The sequence below is a fragment of the Pseudobutyrivibrio xylanivorans genome, from assembly GCF_008935055.1.
GTDB lineage: Bacteria > Bacillota > Clostridia > Lachnospirales > Lachnospiraceae > Pseudobutyrivibrio > Pseudobutyrivibrio xylanivorans_A.
The window spans coordinates 2,754,412-2,780,415 of record NZ_CP043028.1 but is presented as its reverse complement, the minus strand read 5'-3'; the positions used below and the strand labels follow the sequence as shown (position 1 = coordinate 2,780,415).

Below are 26,004 nucleotides of genomic sequence, written 5' to 3'. Positions count from 1 at the left end.
TGTTATGGAATTGTTGTCACCAGTAGACACTATAAAGGGTGTTGGCGAAAAGACAACTAAATTATTGAATAAGTTAGGAGTATATACCATAGAGGATATACTCCTTTTTTTTCCGCGTACATATTTAGTTTATCCTGCGCCAAGCACTCCAGACAAGGACAATGTAAATTCACTTATTAGTATTCAGGGAAGACTTAAAACCAGTCCAAAGGTTTTTAAATCCAGAAGTAAAATGGATGTTTTGTCTGTAACAACTTATGCAGGTGATGTCCCTGTTGATTTGGTATGGTTCAATTCAAATTATCTAAAGACATCCTTTGAGCCAGGGAAAATTTATATATTTTATGGGCGTCTAATATTCGATAAAGGCCGATTTAAGATGTCCCAGCCTGTTATATTTGAGCCTGAAAAATATGATAAGATTAGAAAGCAGATTCAGCCTATATATCACCTGACAAAGGGCTTGAGTAATAATCTTGTTTTAAAATCGGTGAAAGCGGCTTTTGAGAAGTGCAGAATTCCTTCAAACAGACTTCCAGAGGATATAGAATCCAAAAATGATTTTATGTCTTATGAGAAGGCTTTATATGCTTATCATTTTCCTGAAAACTTCGATGAGCTTGTGAAGGCCAGAAGAAGACTTGCCTACGAGGAAATGTTTTTCTTTATTCTTAATTCAAGGCTACAGGAAAACAAAAGCGTTTCATTCGAAAATTGTTTCCATATCACTCATCACACAGAAACTGATGCTTTCAAGGATGGCCTTGAATTTAAGCTTACTGAAGATCAGTCTAAAGTACTTTCGGATATAGTATCTGATTTATCGGGAGATTATGTTACCCAAAGATTAATCCAGGGCGATGTTGGCAGTGGTAAAACTATCGTCGCTTTTCTTGCTATGCTTGATGTAGCCTTATCTGGCTATCAGTCTGCAATAATGGCCCCAACAGAAGTTTTGGCAAAGCAGCACTTTGAGACTTTTTCAAAATGGGTTGAAGCCTCTGGTCTTAACATTCCTGTTGTACTTTTTACCGGTTCCATGAAGGCATCTGAGAAAAAGCTGATGCAGAAGACTGTAGATGAAAATCCTGCATGCTTAATCATTGGTACACATGCATTGATTTCAGATGGCAGAACTTTTAATAATCTTGCACTAGTTATTACAGACGAGCAGCATAGATTTGGCGTTCAGCAGCGAGATAAGCTTTCTCAAAAAGGTGAGCATCCCCATATTATTGTCATGTCTGCAACTCCTATTCCCAGAACATTAGCGATGATTCTCTATGGTAATATGCATGTGTCTACCATTAAGACAATGCCTGCAAATCGATTACCTATAAAGACCTGTGTTATCAAGGAGGGCATGAGAGCATCTGCTCTAAAATTTGTTCGGGATGAAATTGAAAAGGGACACCAGGTATACGCTATTTGCCCACTTGTAGAGGCTTCTGAGACAACTGAAGCACAGAATGTCACAGAATACAGTAAGAAGCTTAAAAAGTATTTTAATGATAAATATGAGGTAGGAGTTTTGCATGGCAAAATGAAGCCCGCAGAAAAGAACCAGGTTATGGCAGATTTTGCTAACCATGCTACACAGATTCTTGTAAGTACTACTGTTGTTGAGGTTGGAGTAAATGTTCCAAATGCTACGGTTATGCTTATTGAAAACGCTAACAGATTTGGTCTTGCAGCCCTTCATCAGCTTAGAGGACGAGTTGGTCGTGGTAGTGCGCAAAGCTATTGTATCCTTATGAATTCAAGCTCTGAGGATAGGGAATCTGAGAGACTTAATATTATGCTTAAGTCAAATGATGGATTTTTTATTGCCAAAGAGGATTTAAAGCTGAGAGGTCCTGGAGATATGTTTGGTGTCAGGCAAAGTGGTGAATTCGCTTTTAAGGTTGCTGATATTTATCAGGATGCTGACGAACTTGAAATGGCATCTTCAGATGTTGATTCCATAATAAAAGAGGACCCTGAGCTTGAAAATCATCAAGCCCTAAGGTCCACTCTAAACTCATTTCTCGCTAATCAGTTTTACGTGCTCTAAAGTTGGAGTCGCAACAAGTGAATAGTTAGTGTAATACACTACAAAACCTGCTACTGCGCTGGCAGGTTTTTTTACGTTCTTTTTCTGTAGGTAGTCAATTTCTACCTTATCTGACTCTCTGCCTGAAGAGTAGTAAGCAGCAACTTCTGCAGCATATTCATAACTGCTGTCAGGTAGTTCTTTTCCGCCAGTTTTGACAATTACATGGGAACCGTGAATCTTTTTAGTGTGGAACCACCAGTCATTTCCTGTTGCGAATTTAAAGGTTAACTCATCATTCTGATAGTTATTCTTACCTACATAGATATCAAAACCATTATCATCGATAAAGTGAAGTGGTTTGCTCTTTTGAGATTTCTCTTTTTTATTGCCAGAGTGTTTTTTAATAAACCCGTAATCTGAAAGCTCTTTTCGAATTTCAGTAAGATCAGATTCTGTCTCAGCAATATTAAGAGCAGTCTCAATAGACTTTAAAAGATCAAGCTCATTTTTTGACTGTTCAATAAATGTATCAAGAGCTTCTGCCGTACGCTTAAGCTTTGAATATTTATCAAAATATTTTTTGGCATTCTCAGAAGCTGATAAATCTGGATCAAGTGGAATGGTCAATTCCTCATTGTTGTAATAATTGATTACAGTGATTGATTTATCATTTGGCTTTGCCTCATATCCATAAGTATGAAGCAGTTCACCATAAAGCTTATACTTATCGCGTTTATTAGTATCAGAAAGCTGTTTTGTCTGTAAATCAAGCTTCTTAGACGCTCTATCTATATGATTTGAGATAATCTTTCTTAAATCTGATGATTTCTGTCTAATATTGGTGTATTGATTTCTCTTTGCATAAAACTCAACAAGTACTTTTGACATGGTTTCGAAATTTCTTGATTCCATGTCCTGATACATATTAAGCGTAAGAGGTGCGTATTCCAAAGGTTCATCCTTTGCAGGATTTACAATGATGTTGTAGTTGTAATCGTTATTTCTAACGGACTGCATCAGCCCTTCAAATACATTATAGAATCTGTCTTTGTGCTCATCGAAGAGAGAAGCGCAGCTGGCATCAGAATCAATTCCTGCTCTGAAACAGATTTCATTTGCAATGGTTGGGCTGAATCCGATAAAAGAAGACATGATTGCTTTATATACTGAATCGCTTCGCTTTAAGACTGTATTTTTTACATAATCCTCTGTTGCTTCAAGAGGATTGACCTTTCCTTTCTGCGCGGGAATAAAATAATCCCTTCCAGGAAGAACCTCACGAACAGAGCTTACTGAGGATGGAACGTGCTTTATAGAATCAAGAATCATATTATCTTCATTGCAGAAGATAATATTTGAATGCTTTCCCATAATCTCTACGTAAAGATATTTAAAAGTTATATCACCCATTTCGTTTAGATGCTGGATTTTGAAACGAACAGCTCGTTCTAAGCCTAACTGAGAGATTTCGATGATTCGACCAGCACCAATGTGCTTACGAAGAAGCATACAAAAGCCTGGAGCTGTAGCTGGCGCAGGCTTATTATCTTCGGTAATATACATAAAGGGGAGAGAAGCGTTTGCTGATATCAAAAGCCGCTTGTTCCCATTTTGGGTATTAATTGTGATTAAAAGCTCTTCGCGTTCTGGTTGAGAAATTTTATTTATTTTTCCATTCAACAGATTTTCGTTGAATTCGTGTACCAATGCGTGTATTGAAATTCCGTCGAGTGCCATGATTTTTACCTTCCTTTATTGACTGCGTACAACAAGTCTACGGACTTTTGCACTTGCATCTTATAATACATTTAATTATAATTAAAAACAACTATGTAAATGTGGGGTAGTTTGCGATTGTAGTACTCGAAGGAGACTAAAATGGTACGAAGCATGACAGGTTACGGTAAGGGCGTTGCTGAGAATAAGGATGCCCGAGTAACAATAGAGATGAAGTCTGTAAATCACAGATATCTGGATCTTAATGTTAAACTTCCTAAGAAGCTCAACTTCTTAGAGAGCACAGTTCGAAACAAAATCAGTGAAAGTATTTTCAGGGGAAAAGTTGATGTTTATATTACTCTAAATGAGCATTCTGATGCCTGCTATCAGGTATCTATTAATGATGCAATTGCCTTAAAATACTATGAATCAATTTCTGCCATGGCTGAGAAGCTCGGCATTGATAACGACATGAAGGCCAGCAGTATATCTCGTCTTCCAGACGTTATCGAAATCGAAGAGATTGACGCTGATGAGGATACACTTAGCGAGCTTGTTTTAACAGCACTTGATGGTTGTATAGAGCAGTTTGTTCAGTCAAGAATTGCAGAAGGAAAGCGTCTTGAGACTGATTTGAAGTCAAAGATGGATGAAATGTTCTCATTAGTTGAGAAGCTGGAAGCTCGTAGTCCTAAGATTATAGAGGAATATCGCTCACGTCTTTTGACAAAGGTTCATGAGCTTTTAGACGACAATCATATTGATGAGAATCGCATTGCTCAGGAAGTTGTTCTCTATGCAGATAAAATCTGCATAGACGAGGAAATGGTTCGTTTAAAGAGCCATGTTGCTGAAACCAGAAGCGTTTTTGATTTAGATAAAGAGGTTGGTAGAAAGCTTGATTTCCTTGCTCAGGAGCTTAACCGAGAGGCAAATACAATTCTTTCAAAGTCTACTGATGTTGAGATTGCTGATATTGGCATCACATTGAAGACACTTATCGAAAAGGTTAGGGAGCAAATTCAAAATATAGAATAATCATGGCTTTTGTAAATATAGGTTTTGGTAATATTATTAATAGCAAAAAAATTGTTTCTATGGTAACATCGGATTCTGCGCCTGCTAAACGCATAATTGCAAATGCGAAGGAGGCAGGGAATATTATCGATGCCACACAGGGGCGTCGAACAAGATGCGTAATTGTGTGTGATTCACATGTAGTTTTATCCGCACTTATGCCAGATACAATTTCTAATAGAATTAATGAAAATTCCATAAAGGAGGAATCCGATTATGATGCATGATAAAGGGCTTGTTATTGTTCTTTCCGGTTTTTCAGGAGCGGGTAAAGGCACAATTATGAAGCATTTATTGGAAGCCCATCCAAATGATTATAATCTTTCCATTTCAGCCACAACACGTGGCATGCGTTCAGGAGAAAAGGACGGAAGAGAGTATTTCTTCAAGACTCGTGAGGAGTTTGATGAAATGATTGAGAAGAATGAGCTTCTTGAGTATGCAACCTTTAATGGCAACTCTTATGGCACTCCAAAGGCTTACGTGGAGCAGCTCATTGAACGACGCAAGGATGTTATTCTTGAAATTGAAATTCAGGGCGCTCTTCAGGTTAAGGAAATGTATCCTGACGCCTTACTTTTATTCACAATGCCACCTTCAGCAAAGGAATTGGAAAATCGCCTTGTTGGAAGAGGGACAGAGACTCCTGAGGTTATTAAGCAACGTCTTGCAATTTCTTGCAAGGAGTCTGAGTACATGGACAAGTATGATTACCTGATAATAAATGACTCATTAGAAAGAGCAGTTGATCAGGTTCATAATATAATTCAGGCTGAGCATTTCAAGGTTGATAGAAACACCTCAGCCATCAATGAAATGAAAAATCAATTAAAGATGTTTGAAAGGAGTAATTAATTATGATACATCCATCTTATGTAGAACTTATGGAAAAGGTTAATGAAAATGTAGAGGTTGGAGAGGAGCCAGTAGTTAACTCTCGTTATACAATCGTTGCTGCTACAGCAAAGCGTGCTCGTCAGATTATCGATGGTTCAGAGCCACTTATTAACTATCACAAGGGCGACAAGCCACTTTCAATCGCTGTAAACGAGCTTAATGAAGGCGCAATCAAAATTGTAAATGAGGATGCAAACAACTAACATATGAAAGTTTTATTTGTTTCTCTTGGCTGCGACAAGAACCTTGTTGACTCTGAGCATATGCTCGGAGATTTAATGGAGCATGGATATACTATTTGCGACGACGAGGCTGACGCAGATATTATTGTTGTTAATACCTGTTCTTTCATTGCTGATGCTATGGAGGAAAGCATTCAGAACATTATTGATTTGGGTGCTTACAAGGAATCTGGCAAGCTTAAGGCCCTTGTCGTGACAGGCTGCCTTGCACAGCGCTTTACAGATGAAATCCTTGCAGATTTACCTGAGGTTGATGCAATTATCGGAACAAATTCATACGATGAGCTTATTCCTGCCATCGATGAGGTTCTTGCTAATAAGGGTATCAAGCCAGTATACAAAAAGGAACTTACAGGTCTTCCGAAGGATGGTAAGCGTATGCTTACCACTGGCGGCCATTTTGCATATCTTAAGATTGCAGAGGGCTGCAACAAGCGATGCACATACTGTATCATTCCTTATATTCGTGGCGATTATCGTTCTGTTCCTATGGAAAAGCTTCTTGTTGAAGCTAAGCAGCTTGCTGAGGACGGTGTTAAGGAGCTTATTTTAGTTGCTCAGGAAACCACTGTCTATGGAACTGATATTTATGGTCGCAAGGCTCTTCCAGAGCTTTTGAATAAACTTTGCGAAATCGATGGTATCAGATGGATTCGTATTCTCTATGCATATCCAGAAGAAATCACTGATGAGCTTATAGAATGTATGGCTTCACAGCCAAAGATTTGTCACTACATTGATATGCCTATTCAGCACTGTAACGACGAGCTCCTTAAGAAAATGGGTCGCAAGACAGACAAGGCTGATATTATGAATATTGCTGCCAAGCTTCGCAAGGCAATGCCGGACATCTCACTTAGAACTACTTTAATTTGTGGTTTCCCTGGTGAGACTGAAGAGATGCATCAGGAGCTGCTCCAATTTATTAGAGATATGAAGTTTGATAGACTCGGAGCTTTCCCTTATTCACAAGAGGATGGCACAGTAGCTGCTAAATGGGATAACCAGGTTGACGAGGACTTGAAGCAAAAATGGCATGAAGAGGTTATGCTTTGTCAGAAAGAAATCTCACTGGCAAATAATCAGAATTATATCGGCAGAACTCTTCCTGTTTTCATTGAAGGCAAGCTCCCAGAGGATGGAGTTTTTGTAGGTCGTACATATCGAGATACACCATCAGTTGATGGATTTATTTTTGTTAACAGTGACACCGAGCTTACTAGCGGACAGTTTGTTGAGGTTACCGTTAATAGCTTTGATGAATATGATTTAATAGGAGATGTGAAGTTATGAATTTACCAAACAAATTAACACTACTAAGAGTAATTTTAATTCCGTTTTTCGTATTTTTCATGCTAATTAATCCTGACAGCATCGCGCTCAGAATTATTGCAGACATCATTTTTGTTGTCGCATCACTTACCGATATGGCAGATGGCAAGATTGCACGTAAATACAATCTTGTTACCAACTTCGGCAAATTTATGGATCCACTTGCAGACAAGCTTCTCGTCTGCTCTGCAATGATTTGCCTTATTTCAACAAAGCAGCTATTTGCATGGTATGTAATTATTATCATCGCAAGAGAATTTATCATCTCAGGTTTCAGACTTATTGCTGCTGAGAATGGTCTTGTTATTGCTGCAAATATCTTCGGAAAGATTAAGACTACAACACAGATGATTATGATTGTTATCCTAGTAGCAAATCTTCCATTTGGATGGCTTCAGGTGCTTGGAGAAATCTTTAAGTGGGTTGCTCTTGTTATGACAATTCTTTCACTTGTAATTTACATTTACCAGAATATCGATATTCTCAAGGAGCAGAAATAATGCAGGTTTCTGAAATCCTTCAAAGGCTTATCGAAAGCGGCAGGACAGTGGCTACAGCCGAGTCCTGCACTGGTGGGATGATTGCAAGTTCTATAGTGGATGTGGCTGGTGCCTCAGATTGTTTTAATGAGGGATATGTCACTTATTCCAACGAAGCCAAAATGAAAAATTTAGGCGTAAAGGATGGCACTTTGATGGCTCATGGAGCAGTTAGCTTTGAAACTGCAATTGAGATGGCAAAGGGTGTCAGAAAAAAAGCAAAGGCAGATTATGGCATTTCGTCTACAGGCATTGCTGGTCCTGGTGGCGGTTCACCTACGAAGCCGGTAGGATTGGTATATATTGGTTGTGCCTTTGGAGATGATGATTGCATTGTCAAAGAGCTCAGATTAAAGGGTAGCAGGACTGAAGTTCGTCAAGCTGCGACAGAAGAGGCTTTTAAGCTTTTGGAACAATGCATTAATAAAAACGAGGAATTACATTGAGAATAATTTCAGGCTCTAAAAGAGGTATGAATCTTGAAACTCCTGAGGGAATGGATACAAGACCTACTTCTGATAGAATTAAAGAAACACTATTTAATATGATTGCTTTTGATATTCCTGATAGTTCGTTTTTGGATTTATTTTCTGGAAGCGGACAGATGGGTATTGAAGCTCTCAGCAGAGGCGCTAGTGAAGCCGTATTTGTAGAAAAGGACAAGAAGGCTTTGGCATGCATCACTAAAAACCTTGCAAAGGCCAAATTCGAGGATTTCAGCAAGGTGTATTCTGAGGATGTTTTATCAGCACTTAGCCGGCTTAATGGACATGGTGAATTTGATTTCATCTTTATGGATCCTCCTTACAATAAGGAGATTGAAAAGCAGGTTCTTACAAGTCTTAAAGATAAGGCATATGTTTCCTTAGACACGGTGATTATTGTAGAAGCAAGTCTTGAAACAGATTTTACTTATATTCCCGAATTAGGTTTTGAAATTCTTAAAGAAAAGATTTACAAAACCAATAAACATATTTTTTTAAAGAAGGCATAGAATGAAAAGAGCAATTTATCCTGGAAGTTTTGACCCAATCACGTTTGGACATTTGGATATTATAAAAAGAGCAAGCAAATTATGTGATGAATTAATCGTCGGAGTTCTTAATAATAGCCAAAAAAATCCGTTGTTTTCTACTCCTGAACGTGTTAGTATTATAAAGGAATTGACTGAAAATTTAGACAATGTCAAGGTCGAATGCTTTGACGGTCTGTTGGTTGATTTTGCAAAGAAAAAAGACGCTCAGGTTATTATTAGAGGTCTTAGAGCTGTCACTGATTTTGAAAATGAAATTCAGTTAGCACAGTCAAATAAAGTGCAATATCCAGAGCTTGAGACACTGTTTATGACAACATCTTTACAGTATTCTTATTTAAGTTCTACCGTTGCAAAGGAATTTGCATCTTACGGAGGAGATATTAGTCCATTTGTTCCAGCGGAAATCATTCCTCTTATTGAAGCTAAATTAAAAAACAAGGAGAATTAAGTTATGGCAAGCGCAAGCAAAATTGAAGACATCATTGATGAAATTGAAGCATACATTGATGACTGCAAGCCATCTGCATTTTCTACAAGTAAAATAGTTGTTAATAAGGATGAGCTTGAGTCACTTTTACAAGAGCTTCGTACAAAGACACCAGACGAAATCAGAAAATATCAGCGTATGATTGCTAACCGTGAGCAGATTCTTGCTGACGCAAAAGCAAAGGCTGAGGAAATAATTAGTCAGGCTCAAATTCAGACTAACGAGCTTGTTTCAGAGCATCAGATTATGCAACAGGCATATGCACAGGCAAACGAGGTTATTCTTATTGCCCAGAAAAATGCTCAGGAGAAGATTGACAGAGCAACAGAGGATGCAAACAATATTCGTATGGGTGCTATAGCATATACAGATGAGCTTTTAGCAAACATTCAGTCAATCCTTGCAAATTCTATTGAGACAACACGTACACGTAACGAGACATTCCTTGCAACAATGCAGCAATATCTCGACACTGTTGATGCAAACAGAGCATCACTTGTTCCAGATTCTCTTAATGATGGAAACAGTGATCCAGCTGCTGGTCTTGATTCTCAGAATGAGGCTACACCAGTTTCTGAGCAGACTGCTGCGGCGTCTGTACCTCAGGAGGAGGAACCAGAGGTTCCGGCACTTGATATTCCTGATACATTCTTCAACAAAGAGTAATTGTGTAATTTAGTAAATTTAAAATTTTAGCCAACCTGTTATTAGTATTTGCAGGTTGGCATAATTTTTTTAGAGGTATATATGCAAAGATTTTTACCAGTTTCAAAACAGGATATGAAGGAGCGTGGCATAGATCAGCTTGATTTTGTCTATGTTTGTGGAGACGCTTATGTTGATCATCCATCCTTTGGTGCAGCTATTATCTGTCGTATCTTAGAGCTTCATGGGTATTCTGTTGGATTTATTGGCCAGCCAGATTGGAAGGATGATAATTCAATAAATATTCTTGGTGAGCCAAAGTATGGATTCTTTGTTTCTGCTGGAAACATGGATTCCATGGTAAATCATTACAGTGTTTCAAAGCATAGACGTGATTTTGATAACTATTCTCCAGGTGGAAAAATTGGACTTCGTCCAGATTATGCAACAATTGTTTACTGCAATTTGATTCGTCACACATACAAAACCAAACCAATTATCATTGGGGGGATTGAAGCATCCTTAAGACGATTGGCACACTACGATTATTGGTCAAATAAGGTTCGCCGTTCTATTCTTTTGGATTCTGGTGCTGATATTATCTCCTATGGAATGGGAGAGCGTACCATTGTAGAAATAGCAGATTGTCTTGCTTCTGGAATGGATGTTAAGGATATCACTTATTTGGATGGAACCGTCTTCAAAACAAGAGATAAGTCCTTTACAGAGGATGCAATAATTCTTCCTAGCTATGAAGATATCAAGGCTGACAAAAAAGAATATGCTAAAAGCTTTTACACTCAATACGTAAATACGGATGCGTTTACTGCTAAGAAACTGGTTGAGACCTACGATGGAGCAATGTTTGTAGTTCAAAATCCACCACAAAAGCCTTTGAGCAGACAGGAGATGGACGATGTTTACGCCATTGAATATATGCGCACTTATCACCCTATGTATGAAAAGGATGGTGGCATTCCTGCAATTAAAGAAGTTAAGTTTTCATTGATTAGTAATAGAGGTTGTTTTGGCGGATGTAACTTCTGTGCGTTGACCTTTCATCAGGGAAGAATTATTCAGTCTCGAAGTCAGGAATCCATTGTCGAAGAGGCAAAGCTTATTACTCAGGATCCAGATTTCAAAGGATATATTCATGATGTTGGAGGACCGACTGCCAACTTTAGAAATCCATCCTGCAAGAAGCAGTTAGAGAAGGGCGTCTGCATGAACAGACAGTGCCTTTTTCCAACTAAATGTCCTAATCTTCAGGTAGACCACAAGGAGTATGTACAGCTCCTTACCAAGCTTAGAAAGCTGCCTAAGGTTAAGAAAGTGTTTGTACGTTCTGGAGTTCGATTTGATTATGTAATGTACGACAAGGATGATACATTCTTAAGGGACCTTTGCAAATATCATATCAGTGGTCAGCTTAAGGTGGCTCCTGAGCATATTTCAAATAACGTACTTTCTTACCTTGGAAAACCGGATATATCTGTTTATAATGCATTCTGCGATAAATATGCAAAGATAAATAAAGAGCTTGGTCTAAAGCAATATTTGGTGCCATATTTGATGAGTTCTCACCCGGGCTCAACTCTTGATGATGCCATTGCTCTTGCTGAGTATTTGCGAGACCATCATTTATCACCTGAACAGGTTCAGGATTTCTATCCAACGCCAAGTACGATTTCAACTACTATGTATTACACCGAAATCGACCCTAGGGATATGAAGCCGGTTTATGTTTGCAAAAATCCTCATGAAAAGGCAATGCAACGTGCCTTGATTCAGTATAAACGTCCGGAGAATTATGATCTTGTAAAAGAGGCTCTGATGAAGGCTGGAAGAGAGGATTTAATTGGTTTCGGTGAGGAATGCCTGATTCCACCTAGAAAGATTAAAGCAAGAGAATTCAAAGGTAAGGATATTAAGGCAAAGGACTCAAAAGCCAAGGATAATAAGACTAAGGATTTCGGCAAAAACAAACCAAAGACTAATAACAAAAATATAAATTCAAAAGATAATAAACATAAGAATGAAAGAACTAAGAATAAGCGAAAGCGATAGTAACCAGCGTTTTGATAAATATTTGAAGAGAGTTCTAACGGAGGCATCTACTTCATTTATTTACAAAATGCTTCGAAAGAAAAATATCACTTTAAATGACAAGAAGGCTGATGGTTCTGAAAAGCTAAATGCCGGAGATATTGTAAAGATTTGGTTTTCTGATGAGACCTTTGAAAAAATGTCTGGAGCAACATGTGAAGATCCTCTTTTTGTAGAATTATCAAAGGCTCCTTCTGACATTAACATAGTATTCGAAAATGAAGATATGATTATCATCAATAAGCCTGCTGGAATCAAATCTCAAAAGGATTCTCCATCGGATATTTCAATCAATGAGATGGCAATTTCCTACTTGATTAAAAATGGTCTTTCAGCAGACAGCTTTAAGCATTTTCATCCAAGTGTCTGCAATAGATTGGATCGAAACACTTCAGGTATCGTATTGTTTGCAAAGAATTTAAAAACTGCCCAATATCTTTCTGAAGCATTAAAGGAACGAACCTGTAAAAAGCTTTATAGAGCAATCGTTCTTGGGGATATTAATTACGAGCAGGAGATTGATGGATTCCTTTCAAAGGATGAATCTACAAACAAGGTTACGATTTCTTCTAAAGAAACGAAGGAAAGTAAGCCAATTAAAACTGCCTATCGTCCTTTAAAGAAACTAAGTGATAACCTTACACTTTTAGAAATTCATCTTATAACAGGACGCACTCACCAAATTAGAGCTCATTTGGCTTCTATTGGACATCCTATTTTAGGCGATAATAAATACGGAAATACGATAATAAATAAAAAACTAAAAGCAAGAGGTCAGCTTCTTCATGCCTATTCTATTGAGTTTGAAGATGGCCGTAAGTTTGTAGCTGAGCCTCCAAAGGAGTTCAATGTCTACCTTTAAATCAAGGGGTCTTCGAGGCTCCACATTTGAAGAATTTATAAATAAAACCAATGATGTTTATGCTGAAAATGGATTGGCACTAATCCAAAAGATTCCTACGCCAATTACTCCCATAGAAATGGATAGCAAGAAGGGACACATTACTCTTGCATATTTTGATCAGAAATCTACTGTCGATTATGTGGGCGCTGTTCAGGGTATTCCCGTTTGTTTTGATGCAAAGGAATGCAACAAGGATACCTTTCCTCTTGCCAACATTCATCAGCATCAAATAGATTTTATGGGCCAATGGGAAAAGCAGGATGGGCTAGCTTTCATTCTAATTTTCTTCAGCGAGAGAGACATTTATTATTACCTGCCATACACACAGCTAAAAGCTTTCTGGGACAGAATGGTAGAGGGTGGAAGAAAGAGTTTTCGAATAGAAGAATTGGAAGAGGAATTCTTTTTTGCAACCAAGCCCAATCTGCTGGTTCCATATTTGGATATGATTAATATTGATCTTAAAAGCCGCGAGTCACAACCATAGGTTTGACTTTGTGGCTTTATTAAGTTATAATCACTTTATTACATTAGCAGACTAAAGTATGAGGTGTCATATGAAAAATTTAACGCTACACACTCCTGAAGGTGTCCGAGACATCTATAACAATGAATTCGAAAGACGTTTAGATGTACTTTACAACCTTCGCAAATGCTTTAAATCCTATAATTACGCTCCGATTTCAACACCAACCTTCGAATATTTTGATACATTTTCAAAAGAGGTTGGTTCCTGCAAATCAAATGAGATGTTCAAGTTCTTTGACAGAGATGGAAATACTCTTGTTCTTAGACCTGATATTACCCCATCTGTTGCAAGGGCTGCAGCCATGTATTTTTCCGATACAGAAGAGCCTGTAAAACTTTCTTATGAGGGCAATGTATTTATCAATTATCATAGCCTTCAGGGTCGATTGAAGGAAAGTACGCAGGCTGGCTGTGAGTTTATCGGTGACAGCTCAGTTGATGCAGATGCAGAGATACTTACTATAGTTGTAACGGCTCTTAAGTATCTTGGTCTCAAGGAATTTGAAATTGGGGTAGGACATGTTGATGTTGTGCGTGGTCTTATAGATGCAGCAAATCTTTCCGAGGACAAGGAAGAACAGCTAATTAATCTGATTTCAAACAAGAACTTCTTTGGTGCAAAGGAGCTTTTGGAGTCTGAGGGCGTAGGTCATAGCCTGATTGATTTATTTGATTTAACAGGTAAGATTTTAAATTCTCCAAGTGAATGGAAAAGCTATTTGGAAAAAGCTAAAAAATATAAAAAGGTTTACGATGCACTTGAGTATTTAACTAAGCTTTATGAACTATTGAATAAAAACAAAGTTATGGATTTCATTTCCTTTGAGCTTGGAATGATTTCTGAGTATAAATATTATACCGGAATTATCTTTACAGGATATTCCTATGGAGTTGGCGAACCACTTGTAAAGGGAGGAAGATATGATTCACTTCTGAGCCATTTTGGTAAGGATTCCCCAGCTATAGGATTTGCAATTACCGTTGACCAGTTGATGTTAGCATTGGAGAGACAGTCATGAGTGATAGATACTTAACCTTCGCCCTTGGAAAAGGGCGTCTTGCTAAACAAACCCTTGCTTTATTCGAAAGCATTGGCATAACCTGTGAAGAAATGAAGGATCCCGATACAAGAAAACTTATCTTCACAAACGAGGAATTGAAACTAAAATTCTTCCTTGCAAAAGGCCCGGATGTTCCAACTTACGTGGAATACGGAGCGGCCGATATCGGTGTTGTAGGCGAGGACACAATCCTTGAAGAGAACCGTAATATTTATGAGGTTTTGGACCTTGGCTTTGGAAAATGCAGAATGTGTGTCTGTGGTCCAGCAGAAGCTTCTGAACTTCTAAAACATCATGAGCTTATAAGAGTAGCCAGCAAATATCCTCGCATTGCAAAAGATTATTTTTATAACAAAAAGAATCAGACCGTTGAAATCATTAAACTCAATGGTTCAATAGAGCTGGCGCCAATTGTAGGCCTTTCAGAGGTGATAGTAGATATTGTTGAAACAGGCTCTACCCTTAGAGAAAATGGCCTTGTGGTATTGGAAGAGGTTTGCCCATTATCAGCCAGAATGGTTGTTAATCAGGTTTCAATGAAAATGGAATACGAAAGGATTACAGCTTTAATTGAAAAGCTAAAGGGAGCATTAGAAAATGAAAAAGCTTAAGCTTACAGCAGATACAATTGATAACATTTTGGAATCTCTATTGAAGAGAAGCCCTAATCAGTACACAGAATATGAAGCTACTGTAACCAATATCGTAAATACGGTAAGAGAAAAAGGTGATGAAGCAATATTCGCATATACGAAGCAATTCGATGGAGCTGATATTAATGAAAGTAATATCGTAGTTTCAAAAGAGGAAATAGAGGAAGCTTATTCTTTAGTACCACAGGAGCTTGTAGAAGTTATAAGAAAAGCTCTTGTAAATATCGAAAGCTATCATAGTAAGCAAAAGCAAAACAGCTGGTTTACTTCAGAGGAAGGAATTATTCTTGGACAAAAAATTAGCCCCTTAGCAAAGGTAGGCGTATATGTTCCAGGCGGTAAAGCAGTATATCCTTCATCAGTTCTAATGAACGTAATGCCTGCTAAGGTTGCTGGTGTAGAATGTATCTATATGTGTACTCCTTGCAATAAAGAAGGAAAAGTAAATCCTAGTACATTGGTTGCGGCAAATGAAGCAGGAGTAGATATTATATACAAATGTGGCGGTGCACAAGCTATAGCAGCACTTGCTTTTGGAACAAAATCCATAGCAAAGGTTGATAAAATCGTAGGTCCTGGAAACATATTTGTTGCCCTTGCAAAAAAAGCAGTTTTTGGATACGTTTCAATTGATTCAATCGCTGGTCCTTCAGAGATTCTTGTGCTTGCTGATGAAACTGCAAACCCGACTTATGTGGCTGCAGATTTATTATCACAGGCTGAACATGACGAGCTTGCTTCTGCAATTCTTGTTACCACGTCAGAGAAGCTTGCTGATGAAGTCGAAAAGGAAATAGAACGATTTGTTAAGATACTTTCACGACAAGATATCATCCAAAAATCACTTGATAATTTTGGATATCTGCTTGTTGCTGACAGTATGAAGGATGCAATTGACTGTGTTAATGCTATTGCATCCGAGCATTTAGAAATTGTCACAGCCAATCCATTTGAGACAATGACTTATGTAAAAAATGCTGGTGCGATGTTCCTGGGACAATATTCTTCAGAGCCACTTGGAGATTATTTTGCTGGACCTAATCACGTGCTTCCAACTAATGGAACAGCAAGATTTTTCTCACCACTTTCTGTGGATGATTTTATTAAAAAATCAAGCATAATTTCTTACTCAAAGGAAGCACTGGAGGCTGTTTATCCAGACATTGTTAAATTTGCAAATAACGAGCAGTTGACTGCTCATGCAAACTCAATTAAGGTCAGATTTGAAGAAGTTTAAATGACAATACTGTCTATTTTGTATATCGACATTCTCTTTAAAATGGGCAGGAATATTAGTATAATTATAGCTGAATAAAAAATTATTTTTGGGCGGGAAAAATGATAGAAGAACGCAGAGCAAAAGTTGCAAGAAAAACAAAAGAAACAGACATCACAATCGACTTTTCTATCGATGGAACCGGTGAATGTCAGGTTAATTCTGGAATCGGTTTTTTCGATCATATGCTTGAGGCATTTACAAGACATGGTCTCTTTGATATGTCAGCATCTATAAAGGGGGACCTTCAGGTAGACTGTCATCACACAATAGAAGATACCGGAATAGTCCTTGGTAATGCAATCAAAAAAGCTTGTGGAGGCAAGCTTGGAATCAAGCGTTATGGAAGTTGCATTCTTCCAATGGATGAGACCCTGGTATTGGTTGCTGTTGATTTATGCAATCGTCCATATCTTTCCTTTGAAGCAGATTTTCCAACTGAAAAAATAGGTTACATGGATACAGAAATGGTTAAAGAATTTTTCTATGCAATTTCTTATTCCACAGGAATGAATTTACATATCAAAGTTCTAACACCAGGAAATTCTCATCACATGTGCGAGGCGATGTTTAAGGCATTCGCAAAGGCTTTGGATGAAGCCACTACTATTGATCCGAGACTTAGAGATTCTACCATGAGCACAAAGGGATCAATTTAACTAAAGGAGCAGGAGTTTATGGAGCACAAAAATATAGTTGCCACCATTTATATTAAGGATGGAATGGCAGTTAAAAGTCCTACTGAATTAGAGGACAAGCAGGACGTTTTAGAACTTGCCTCCGTCTATGATGACAGTGGCATCGACAAAATTATTTGTTATGATTTATCTACTGATGATGAAGAACACGAAAAGAATATTTTAGCTATTCGCGAGATTAATAGAAATATTCAGGTTAAGACAGCTGGCGGTGGAAATATTAAGCGTCTTGAGGATGTTAAAAAGCTTCTTTACGCTGGATGCGTTGAGGTTATTTTAAATGGTTCAAAGCCAGAGACTATCGATCTCATTAAGGAAGCAAGTGCAAGATTTGGAGCAGAAAAGATGCTTGTTAGTCTGGCAACTGTCGACTTTCTTTTTAAGACAAAGGATTTCCTACAGGATAATATTCATGAACTTTTAATCATGAATAAGACTTTACTTGAAGGTCTTGAGAATATCAGTAATATTCCATACATTCTCCAGGTAGATGATTACGATTTTGATTATATTTCTAAAATCTTAAAATCAGAGAAGATTAGAGGTATTTCGGGTCAGTTTATCAACGATACCAATTTTAATATCATGCAGATGAAAAGTGATTTATCTGATGATGGAATCAAGATGGACAACTTCGAGCCAAAGCTTGCGTGGGCAGACTTAAAGCCAAATTCACATGGACTTGTTCCAACTGTTGTACAGGATTTCCAGACTGGAGAAGTTCTTATGCTTGCCTACATGAACGAAGAGTCATTCAACACCACTATTCGTACTGGTAAGATGACCTATTTTTCTCGTTCAAGAAAGCAGCTTTGGGTTAAAGGAGAGACTAGCGGTCACTTCCAGTTTGTTAAGTCATTGACTGCTGACTGTGATTTTGATACTATTTTGGCGAAAGTTTCTCAAGTTGGAGTAGCATGTCACACTGGTGCGCCAAGCTGCTTCTTCAATGAGATAGTTAAAAAGGAGTATATTGAGCGCAACCCTCTTAAGGTATTTGAGGATGTGTATGCTGTTATTGAAGACCGCAAGCAACATCCAAAGGAAGGTTCTTACACCAATTATCTTTTTGATAAGGGCTTGGACAAAATCCTTAAAAAGGTTGGAGAAGAAGCAACAGAAATTGTTATCGCCGCTAAGAATCCTGACTCAGAAGAAACCAAATATGAGATTTCAGATTTCCTGTATCATATGATGGTTCTTATGGTTGAAAAAGGAGTTACTTGGGAAGATATAACTTCTGAGCTGGCTCAACGATAGGATTATTAAATGAAGAAATTAGCTTTATCTGACGATATTTTGATGCAGATTGACAAGCCTGCACGTTATATCGGCAACGAATTTAATAGTGTTAAAAAGAATCCTGCTGATGTGGACATCAGATTTGCCATGTGCTTTCCTGATGTCTACGAGGTAGGTATGTCTCACCTTGGAATAGCAATTCTTTATGATATGCTTAACAAACGTGAGGATACATATTGTGAAAGGGTATATTCGCCATGGCCAGATTTACATAATCTGATGAAGGAGAGGAATATACCTCTTTTTGCGTTGGAATCACAGGATGCAATCAGGGATTTCGATTTCATTGGTATGACACTTCAGTATGAAATGTGCTACACCAATATCCTTCAGATTCTTGACTTGGCCCAGGTTTCATTACTTACTGCTGAGCGCAAAAATGATGACCCGATTGTTATTGTAGGCGGACCTTGTGCTACAAATCCTGAGCCAATTGCTGACTTTGTTGATTTAGTTTATGTTGGTGAAGGTGAAACAAGCTATCCAAAGCTTTTAGAGCTTTACAAGGAACATAAGAAGGCCGGTTTTGACAGGGCTGCATTTTTACGTGCAGCGTCAAAGATTCCTGGTATTTATGTACCTTCGCTTTATGAAGTTACTTATAAGGAATCTGATAGCACAATCGAAAGCTTTAAGCCTATTTATGACGATGTTCCTGCTGTAATTGAACGTCAGGTCGTAAAGGATATGGATTCATCAAGCTATCCGACAAAGATGCTTATTCCATTTGTTCGCGCTATTCAGGACAGAGTTGTCCTTGAGATTCAGCGTGGTTGCATTAGAGGATGTCGTTTCTGTCAGGCTGGTATGATTTACAGACCTAATCGTGAGAAGTCTGTTGATATATTAAAGGAGCAGGCAAAGGAGCTTCTTGCATCCACAGGTCATGAGGAGATTTCGCTTAGTTCACTTTCCTCATCTGATTATCATGCTTTGGGTGAGCTTATGGATTTCCTCATTGACGATTGCTTATCTGAGGGCGTTAATGTTTCATTACCGTCTTTACGAATTGACGCATTTTCTCTTGATGTTATGTCTAAGGTTCAGGACGTTAGAAAGTCAAGCATTACCTTCGCGCCTGAGGCAGGTTCTCAGCGCATGAGAAATGTTATTAATAAAGGTCTTACAGTTGAGGATATTATTGGTGGCGCTACACTTGCATTTAAAGGCGGCTGGAATAAAGTAAAGCTTTACTTTATGCTTGGACTTCCATCAGAGACCGATGAAGATATGCAGGCCATTCCACGCCTTGCTAATGATATCGCTGCAGCTTACTATGATACTGTTCCAAAAGAGCAGCGTCAGGGCCGTTGCCAGATTACAATTTCTACTTCATTCTTTGTACCAAAGCCATTTACACCTTTCCAGTGGGCTCCAATGTATGAAGCAGGAGAGTATCTTCGCCGTGCAAAGGTTGTTAATGATGAGATGAAAGCTCAGCTTAATCAGAAGTCTTTGAAATATAATTGGCACCACTCAGATGTCACTGTACTTGAGGGCGTTTTTGCTCGTGGTGACCGTAGACTTTGCCCAGCAATTTTAGACGCATACAAAAATGGTTGTTTCTTTGATGCCTGGGGTGATTTCTTTGATTTCGACAAATGGCTTGCTGCTTTTGAAAAGAATAATATTTCTATCGATTTTTATGCATACCGTCAACGTGACTTAGATGAAATTCTTCCATGGGATTTTATTAATTGCCATGTAACAAAGGATTTCCTTAAGAGAGAATGGAATAATGCCATGAACGCAAAGGTTACTCCTAACTGTAAAATGAATTGCAATGGTTGCGGTGCTGGAATTATCGGATCGGGGGTATGTCATAATGCGCGTTAGAGTTAAATTTGAAAAAACAGGAATTATGAGATATGTAGGTCATTTGGATTTAATGCGTTTCTTCCAGAAGGCTGTAAAACGTTCAGAACTTCCTATTCGTTATTCTGAGGGATTTAACCCTCACCAGATAATGTCATTTGCATCTCCACTTGGTGTAGGACTTACTTCAGTGGGAGAGTATATGGACATTGATTTAAAGTCCGAAGTTGCTTCGGTTGATGGTCTTTCTCGACTCAATGAAAATATGGTGGAAGGCCTTGCTATCACCAGCTTCAAATATCTTCCTGATGATGCAGAAAAATGTATGTCCGCAGTTACAGCTGCAAGCTACGTTGTAACCTACAAAGACACTAATGATGATGCATGTTATATTGATAATATTGCTGATTTGAAAGTGAAATTTTTTGATGAAGCTCATGAAATAAATATTGTAAAAAAGACTAAGAAGGGTGAGCGAGAGCTTGATTTAAAACCACTCATCTATCGTTTTAATCTTGAGATTGTTGATGGTGTTCCAATTTATGACCTTCTTCTTTCAAGTGGAAGCACTGACAATATTAAGCCTGAACTTGTAATTAAAGCCTTTCATGAGTTTATAGGTTTGCCAGAATTTGATGATTTATCACTTGATATTCAGCGAATCGACATGTTTACAGGCGAACCAGACAGCCTTATTTCACTAGGAGATATCGGTGATGAGCATTAAGAAATGCGTAATTACAAAAGGAATATATCAGGATAAGGAGCTTCGGCTCCTTGTTTCTTTTGATGAAAAAGATAAACCTTTAGATGTAATTAATCTTGATATTAGTAAAATCGGCACTGTGTGCGTGGCTTCCGTAGAGAAAGTTTTAAATGACATTGACGCATGTATTCTAAAGCTTTCTACAGGAGATAAAGGCTTTATAGAAAATCGAAAGCTAAAGCCAGAATATTTCCTGGAACGCCATTCTGAAAAGAAAAAGGTTTGCCAGGCTGACAAGTTTTGGGTTGAGATAACTCAGGACAGGAAAGGAACAAAGCCTTATTCCTGCAAGTTTATTGAGGCGGTTGATAACGCGAAAATAAATGGAAATTTCATAGATTTCTTTATAAACAATTATGCAGACATTGAATGCGAAATAGTGTCTGATTTACCAGAAATCATTGGTAAAGATTTAAATGTTAGAGAGTACTCTGATGTTACATATTCTCTTTGGCAGCTTTACGACATCACTAAGCTTATCGATAATATCACCTCAAAAATTGTCCATCTTAAAAATGGCGGTAATATTATCATAGAACCAACAGAGGCCATGACAATTATCGATGTAAACTCTGCCAAAAGCGGTGGCAAGAGTAATCCAATGGAAACGAATAAGCAGGCTTTGACTGAGCTTGCATCTCAGCTAAGGCTTCGTTCTATTTCAGGAATTATCATCGTAGACCTTTTGAAAGTCTCAAGGGAAGAGGAGCAGGAACTGATCAATTATTTTAAAGAGCTCTGTAAATCTGATATGTCTAATATATCATTACATGGCTTTTCGAATTTAGGGCTAATGGAATTGACTCGAAGTAGGAGTTTTTCTACTTTCATTATATAAAATAAATATTTAGGGAGAATTATCCATGAAGACACAACTAAACTGGCAACGACTTGGGATAATTATTGTTGCGATTTTAATTGGCGTTGGCGTGCCAGAATTCTTTATGAAGCCAAACACAGTCAATGTTGAACATGAAGAACCAGAAGTTATAACTGGCGAAACCAGCATTTCTTCTTTAGAAAGTGAGAACAAATTGGACGCAGTAAAATTCGTAAGATGTGTAGATGGCGACACCATTATCGTAGATGATGGCTCAGGAGAACATAAACGCGTTCGCATGATTGGAATTGACACCCCAGAATCTGTGGCCAAGGAAGAAGAGCGCAATAATGAGTATGGTGTGATGGCTTCAGATTATACTAAAGCACTTTTAGCAGATGCTGATACTTTGTACCTTGAATATGATGTTGATAGTGACGACCAGTACGACAGAATTTTAGCTTATGTTTGGCTTGAGGATGTTTCTGATACATTTAACGAAGAAAACATAGAAAAATCAATGGTTAATGCTATAATTGTAAAAGATGGCTACGGAGTAGCTAAAAGATACGAGCCTACTGTTGCTCATGATTCTACATTGAAGGCTTTAATGGAAAAAGCAAAAGCAAATAATACTGGTTTGTGGCAATATCAGGGCTTTGTTGAGCTTTGGCAGTAGTGATTATTAATATAAAATGGGGGATAATATTATGGCAAATATTTTATGGCATGACAGAAAAAGACATTTTGGTTTACCAATCAGCTTCACAAAATATAGCATGAGCGAGGATAGACTTTTTGTAGAGACTGGTTTCTTCAATCTTACACAGAATGAAGTACGTCTCTATAGAATACTTGATTTACAGCTTAAAAGAAGCTTTGGTCAAAGAATATTTGGCGTTGGTTCAATTATTGTAAGTTCATCAGATAAAAGCCTCGCTACTTTTGAAATCAAAAATATTAAGCACTCAGCAAATGTTAAAGAAATGCTTTCAGTTCAGGTTGAACAACAGCGCGAGGCGAAGCGTGTCGTTGGACGTGAATACATGGGTGGCGAAGTTGACTTTGACGCCGATGAGGATGAACAGAATTAATTGTTTCCATAACAAATGAGCAATCATTAAAGCACGGGGGTGTTAGCGTATGGATATGAACGAGATTATTCAAATTGTTCAAAATAAAGCTACAGAGATTGCTGATCAGGAGATTGTGAAATATAACCATACTCATCCTGAACTTAATCTCACAGAAGAAGCCAGAAACTCTGTGCGTACCCGCGCTACATCGCAGCTCACACTCCAGCTTAGTAAGTTCAGATTCCAAAAGGAAGATGAGGAATTTGATGCCCATTTTGATGATTGGTTTGTAAAAAATGAAGAGGATGATTTACGACGGGCGTGTCAGCATTGTCTGGATGACGAGGCGAATAAAATCCGAAATGCTAATGGAAAAAGCTTAAGCTCTTTAGATGCGTATTTAAAGAAGCATTTGGGCGATGTTCATCAGGTGGATTGATGTTTCATAAATTTTTCAAAATTTCCAAACAATTTCAATTGACGATTACCAAATCCTATGTTAATATACATGAGTATGCCGCTCAGTGTGGTTTTTAAAGAGTGTTTCATTCCGAAACACCACCGAAACTGGCGAGTAATGATAAAAAGGAGGAGCAACCATGTACGCAATTATTGCAACAGGTGGTAAGCAGTACAAAGTTTCTGAAGGCGATATCATTACCATTGAAAAGCTTGGCGTTGAAGCTGGTGAGAAGATTACTTTTGATCAGGTTCTTGCTGTTAGCGACAAAGAGCTCAAGGTTGGCGCACCTACAGTAGCAGGCGCATCAGTTGAGGCTTCTGTTGTTAAGGAAGGCAGAGGTAAGAAGGTAATCGTTTACAAGTACAAGAGAAAAACAGGTTACCACAAGAAGAATGGCCACAGACAGGCTTTCACACAGGTTAAGATCGAAAAGATTAACGGCTAATTATGATTAGCGTAGTAATTACCAAACAAAATGATAGATATATCAGTGTTTCTTTAGATGGCCACGCAGGCTATGCTGACCACGGTCAGGATATTGTTTGTGCAGCCGTGTCAGTTTTAGTTATCAATACTTTTAATAGTATTGAACGCTTCACTGATGAGGATTTTTCTTGCGAAGCAGCAGAGGACGGTGGTTATTTGACCATGAGTTTTTCTAAAGATGTTTCCGAGAAGACAAAGTTATTACTTGATTCTATGCTATTAGGTTTGGACGAAATTCAAAAACAATACGGCGATGAGTATTTATCATTGCTTTACAAGGAGGTGTAAGACATGTTACAGATGAACCTTCAGTTCTTCGCTCATAAAAAGGGTGTAGGCTCTACAAAGAACGGTAGAGATTCAGAGTCTAAGAGATTAGGCGCAAAGAGAGCAGACGGTCAGTTCGTTAAGGCTGGCAATATTCTTTACAGACAGCGTGGTACAAAGATTCTTCCAGGCAACAATGTAGGTCTCGGTGGAGACGATACACTTTTTGCTTTAGTTGATGGAGTACTTCGTTTCGAAAGAAAAGGTAGAGACAAGAAGCAGGCTTCTGTCTATCCAGTAGAACAGTAATCATTTGACCCGACTATACGTAAGCGTAAAGTCGGGTCAATTTTGTTAAGTGAGCTTGTAAGATACAAATATATATGCTGTTTTTTGAGAATATAGTGAAAACGATGAAAAAAACAGCATTATATGTTTGTATCTGTGACAAGCGGATTATATAAATTGAGGAGATTATTATGTCATTTGCTGATAGAGCAAAGATTATTATAAAATCAGGCAAAGGTGGCGATGGCCACGTAAGCTTTAGAAGAGAAAAATATGTCCCAAACGGCGGCCCAAATGGTGGCGACGGCGGTAAGGGTGGCGATGTTATCTTTGAAGTAGATCCAGGTATGAATACTTTAGTTGATTATCGTCACAGACGTAAGTTTGCAGCTGAAAATGGCCAAGAGGGTGGTAAAGATAATTGTCATGGTAGAAATGGCGAGGATCTTATTCTGAAAGTCCCTGAGGGAACTGTTATTAAGGATGCTGAAAGTGGTAAGGTTATCGCAGATATGTCCGGAGATAACAAACGTCAGGTGGTTCTTCCAGGTGGAAGAGGCGGACTTGGAAATCAGCACTTTGCTACGTCTACAATGCAGGCACCAAAATATGCTAAGCCAGGCATAGATGCTATTGAGCTTGAAGTCATCCTCGAGCTAAAGGTTATAGCTGATGTTGGTCTTGTTGGTTATCCAAATGTAGGAAAATCAACTTTCCTTTCACGTGTAACTAATGCTCAGCCAAAGATTGGAAATTATCATTTTACAACCCTTTCCCCAAACTTAGGTGTTGTAGATGTTGATGATATAAATGGATTCGTTATTGCTGATATTCCTGGTCTTATTGAAGGTGCTTCAGAGGGAATTGGTCTTGGACATGAGTTCCTTCGCCACATTGAGCGAACAAAGGTTATCATCCATATGGTTGATGGCGCTTCTGTTGAGGGACGTGACCCAATCGAAGATATCAAGACTATTTCTGCAGAGCTTGCTGCCTATGATTCAGAGCTTCTTAAGAAGCCACAGGTAATCGCAGCTAACAAGATGGACGTTATTGGTGAGGAATCAAACGAAGTAATCGAGGCATTAAAGGCTGAATTCGAGCCACAGGGGATTAAGGTATATCCAATTTCAGCCGTATCTGGAAAGGGCCTTAAAGAGCTTCTCTACGAGGTTGTAAGACTTCTTGAGACTTGTGACGATGCTTCAATCGTTTACGAGCAGGAATTTGATCCAACTATAAGAGCCTTCAGTGAGGAACCATACACTGTTGAGATTAATGATGAGGGTGATTATGTTGTAGAAGGCCCTCGTATCGAAAAGATGCTTGGCTATACAAATCTTGAATCTGAGAAGGGATTCCTGTTTTTCCAGAATTTCCTTCGTGAACAGGGAATTCTCAAGGAGCTTGAGGAAAAGGGCATTCAGGAAGGCGATACCGTTAGAATGTACGGTTTAGTATTTGATTATTACAAGTAATAGAGGTA

General features: G+C 38.3%; 30 protein-coding genes. 29 read left to right on the top strand and 1 reads right to left on the bottom strand.

Translation table 11 applies throughout. The features are described 5' to 3' along the window. Positions 1–4: 4 nt before the first annotated feature. Entirely contained in the window at positions 5–2,053 is a 2,049-nt protein-coding gene (recG, locus tag FXF36_RS12595) for an ATP-dependent DNA helicase RecG (RefSeq protein ID WP_151624613.1), read from the top strand. Here recG and FXF36_RS12590 read toward each other — a convergent pair. Continuing rightward, entirely contained in the window at positions 2,021–3,772 is a 1,752-nt protein-coding gene (locus tag FXF36_RS12590) for an Rqc2 family fibronectin-binding protein (protein ID WP_151624611.1), read from the bottom strand. The genes recG and FXF36_RS12590 overlap by 33 nt on opposite strands. A gap of 141 nt (positions 3,773–3,913) precedes the next feature. Between FXF36_RS12590 and FXF36_RS12585 the strand changes: the two genes are divergently transcribed. From FXF36_RS12585 to obgE, 28 genes are all read left to right on the top strand, one after another. Beyond that, the gene (locus FXF36_RS12585) at positions 3,914–4,792 is read left to right on the top strand and encodes a YicC/YloC family endoribonuclease (protein ID WP_167511382.1); all 879 of its coding nucleotides are present in this window, start codon (positions 3,914–3,916) and stop codon (positions 4,790–4,792) included. 2 nt (positions 4,793–4,794) lie between these two features. After that, complete coding sequence (locus FXF36_RS12580; protein ID WP_151624609.1) at positions 4,795–5,058, top strand: extracellular matrix/biofilm biosynthesis regulator RemA family protein; 264 nt, start codon at positions 4,795–4,797, stop codon at positions 5,056–5,058. Then, complete coding sequence (gene gmk, locus FXF36_RS12575; RefSeq protein WP_151625793.1) at positions 5,051–5,686, top strand: guanylate kinase; 636 nt, start codon at positions 5,051–5,053, stop codon at positions 5,684–5,686. Before FXF36_RS12580 ends, gmk begins: the two co-directional genes overlap by 8 nt. Positions 5,687–5,688: 2 nt before the next feature. Continuing rightward, positions 5,689–5,931: a DNA-directed RNA polymerase subunit omega gene (gene rpoZ / locus FXF36_RS12570; RefSeq protein ID WP_151624607.1), complete on the top strand. Its 243-nt coding sequence runs from the start codon at positions 5,689–5,691 to the stop codon at positions 5,929–5,931. 3 nt (positions 5,932–5,934) lie between these two features. Then, complete coding sequence (gene rimO, locus FXF36_RS12565) at positions 5,935–7,263, top strand: 30S ribosomal protein S12 methylthiotransferase RimO (RefSeq protein ID WP_151624605.1); 1,329 nt, start codon at positions 5,935–5,937, stop codon at positions 7,261–7,263. Continuing rightward, a complete protein-coding gene (gene pgsA, locus FXF36_RS12560) occupies positions 7,260–7,802 on the top strand; it encodes a CDP-diacylglycerol--glycerol-3-phosphate 3-phosphatidyltransferase (RefSeq protein ID WP_151624603.1) in 543 nt (180 codons plus the stop codon). The genes rimO and pgsA overlap by 4 nt, the downstream gene beginning before the upstream one ends. Further along, a complete protein-coding gene (locus FXF36_RS12555) occupies positions 7,802–8,287 on the top strand; it encodes a CinA family protein (protein WP_151624601.1) in 486 nt (161 codons plus the stop codon). The genes pgsA and FXF36_RS12555 overlap by 1 nt, the downstream gene beginning before the upstream one ends. Further along, positions 8,284–8,835, top strand: coding sequence for a 16S rRNA (guanine(966)-N(2))-methyltransferase RsmD (gene rsmD, locus FXF36_RS12550; protein WP_151624599.1), 552 nt, complete (start codon positions 8,284–8,286; stop codon positions 8,833–8,835). Before FXF36_RS12555 ends, rsmD begins: the two co-directional genes overlap by 4 nt. Position 8,836: 1 nt before the next feature. Beyond that, positions 8,837–9,325: a pantetheine-phosphate adenylyltransferase gene (gene coaD, locus FXF36_RS12545; RefSeq protein ID WP_151624597.1), complete on the top strand. Its 489-nt coding sequence runs from the start codon at positions 8,837–8,839 to the stop codon at positions 9,323–9,325. 3 nt (positions 9,326–9,328) lie between these two features. Beyond that, on the top strand, positions 9,329–10,030 hold the full coding sequence (locus FXF36_RS12540; RefSeq protein ID WP_151624595.1) for an ATP synthase subunit B family protein: 702 nt from the start codon (positions 9,329–9,331) through the stop codon (positions 10,028–10,030). A gap of 81 nt (positions 10,031–10,111) precedes the next feature. Then, positions 10,112–12,076, top strand: a complete 1,965-nt coding sequence (locus FXF36_RS12535; protein ID WP_151624593.1) for a YgiQ family radical SAM protein — start codon at positions 10,112–10,114, stop codon at positions 12,074–12,076. Beyond that, positions 12,045–12,977: an RluA family pseudouridine synthase gene (locus FXF36_RS12530; protein ID WP_151624591.1), complete on the top strand. Its 933-nt coding sequence runs from the start codon at positions 12,045–12,047 to the stop codon at positions 12,975–12,977. The genes FXF36_RS12535 and FXF36_RS12530 overlap by 32 nt, the downstream gene beginning before the upstream one ends. After that, the gene (locus FXF36_RS12525; RefSeq protein ID WP_151624589.1) at positions 12,964–13,506 is read left to right on the top strand and encodes a Holliday junction resolvase RecU; all 543 of its coding nucleotides are present in this window, start codon (positions 12,964–12,966) and stop codon (positions 13,504–13,506) included. Before FXF36_RS12530 ends, FXF36_RS12525 begins: the two co-directional genes overlap by 14 nt. Before the next feature lie 70 nt (positions 13,507–13,576). Then, positions 13,577–14,566 carry an ATP phosphoribosyltransferase regulatory subunit gene (gene hisZ, locus FXF36_RS12520; protein WP_151624587.1) on the top strand — a complete coding sequence of 330 codons (990 nt, stop codon included), beginning with the start codon at positions 13,577–13,579 and terminating at the stop codon, positions 14,564–14,566. Continuing rightward, a complete protein-coding gene (gene hisG, locus FXF36_RS12515) occupies positions 14,563–15,219 on the top strand; it encodes an ATP phosphoribosyltransferase (RefSeq protein WP_151624585.1) in 657 nt (218 codons plus the stop codon). The genes hisZ and hisG overlap by 4 nt, the downstream gene beginning before the upstream one ends. Next, a complete protein-coding gene (gene hisD / locus FXF36_RS12510) occupies positions 15,206–16,498 on the top strand; it encodes a histidinol dehydrogenase (protein WP_151624583.1) in 1,293 nt (430 codons plus the stop codon). Before hisG ends, hisD begins: the two co-directional genes overlap by 14 nt. Before the next feature lie 101 nt (positions 16,499–16,599). After that, positions 16,600–17,196 carry an imidazoleglycerol-phosphate dehydratase HisB gene (hisB, locus tag FXF36_RS12505; protein ID WP_151624581.1) on the top strand — a complete coding sequence of 199 codons (597 nt, stop codon included), beginning with the start codon at positions 16,600–16,602 and terminating at the stop codon, positions 17,194–17,196. Between the two features lie 18 nt (positions 17,197–17,214). Further along, entirely contained in the window at positions 17,215–18,495 is a 1,281-nt protein-coding gene (hisIE, locus tag FXF36_RS12500) for a bifunctional phosphoribosyl-AMP cyclohydrolase/phosphoribosyl-ATP diphosphatase HisIE (protein WP_151624579.1), read from the top strand. A gap of 9 nt (positions 18,496–18,504) precedes the next feature. Then, positions 18,505–20,373 carry a TIGR03960 family B12-binding radical SAM protein gene (locus tag FXF36_RS12495; protein WP_151624577.1) on the top strand — a complete coding sequence of 623 codons (1,869 nt, stop codon included), beginning with the start codon at positions 18,505–18,507 and terminating at the stop codon, positions 20,371–20,373. Further along, the gene (locus FXF36_RS12490; protein WP_151624575.1) at positions 20,363–21,079 is read left to right on the top strand and encodes a TIGR03936 family radical SAM-associated protein; all 717 of its coding nucleotides are present in this window, start codon (positions 20,363–20,365) and stop codon (positions 21,077–21,079) included. Before FXF36_RS12495 ends, FXF36_RS12490 begins: the two co-directional genes overlap by 11 nt. Beyond that, the gene (locus FXF36_RS12485) at positions 21,069–21,956 is read left to right on the top strand and encodes a ribonuclease E/G (RefSeq protein WP_151624573.1); all 888 of its coding nucleotides are present in this window, start codon (positions 21,069–21,071) and stop codon (positions 21,954–21,956) included. Before FXF36_RS12490 ends, FXF36_RS12485 begins: the two co-directional genes overlap by 11 nt. Positions 21,957–21,981: 25 nt before the next feature. Beyond that, a complete protein-coding gene (locus tag FXF36_RS12480) occupies positions 21,982–22,617 on the top strand; it encodes a thermonuclease family protein (protein WP_151624571.1) in 636 nt (211 codons plus the stop codon). 31 nt (positions 22,618–22,648) lie between these two features. After that, a complete protein-coding gene (locus tag FXF36_RS12475; protein WP_151624569.1) occupies positions 22,649–23,032 on the top strand; it encodes a PH domain-containing protein in 384 nt (127 codons plus the stop codon). Between the two features lie 49 nt (positions 23,033–23,081). Then, the gene (locus tag FXF36_RS12470) at positions 23,082–23,453 is read left to right on the top strand and encodes a hypothetical protein (protein WP_151624567.1); all 372 of its coding nucleotides are present in this window, start codon (positions 23,082–23,084) and stop codon (positions 23,451–23,453) included. Positions 23,454–23,613: 160 nt separating this feature from the next. Then, positions 23,614–23,922 (top strand): 50S ribosomal protein L21, encoded by a 309-nt coding sequence (rplU, locus tag FXF36_RS12465; RefSeq protein WP_151624565.1) that lies wholly within the window; start codon positions 23,614–23,616, stop codon positions 23,920–23,922. A gap of 2 nt (positions 23,923–23,924) precedes the next feature. Further along, on the top strand, positions 23,925–24,251 hold the full coding sequence (locus tag FXF36_RS12460; protein WP_151624563.1) for a ribosomal-processing cysteine protease Prp: 327 nt from the start codon (positions 23,925–23,927) through the stop codon (positions 24,249–24,251). Between the two features lie 3 nt (positions 24,252–24,254). Then, a complete protein-coding gene (gene rpmA / locus FXF36_RS12455) occupies positions 24,255–24,539 on the top strand; it encodes a 50S ribosomal protein L27 (protein ID WP_015549701.1) in 285 nt (94 codons plus the stop codon). A gap of 170 nt (positions 24,540–24,709) precedes the next feature. After that, positions 24,710–25,996, top strand: a complete 1,287-nt coding sequence (gene obgE, locus FXF36_RS12450) for a GTPase ObgE (RefSeq protein WP_151624561.1) — start codon at positions 24,710–24,712, stop codon at positions 25,994–25,996. The last annotated feature ends 8 nt before the right edge of the window (positions 25,997–26,004 follow it).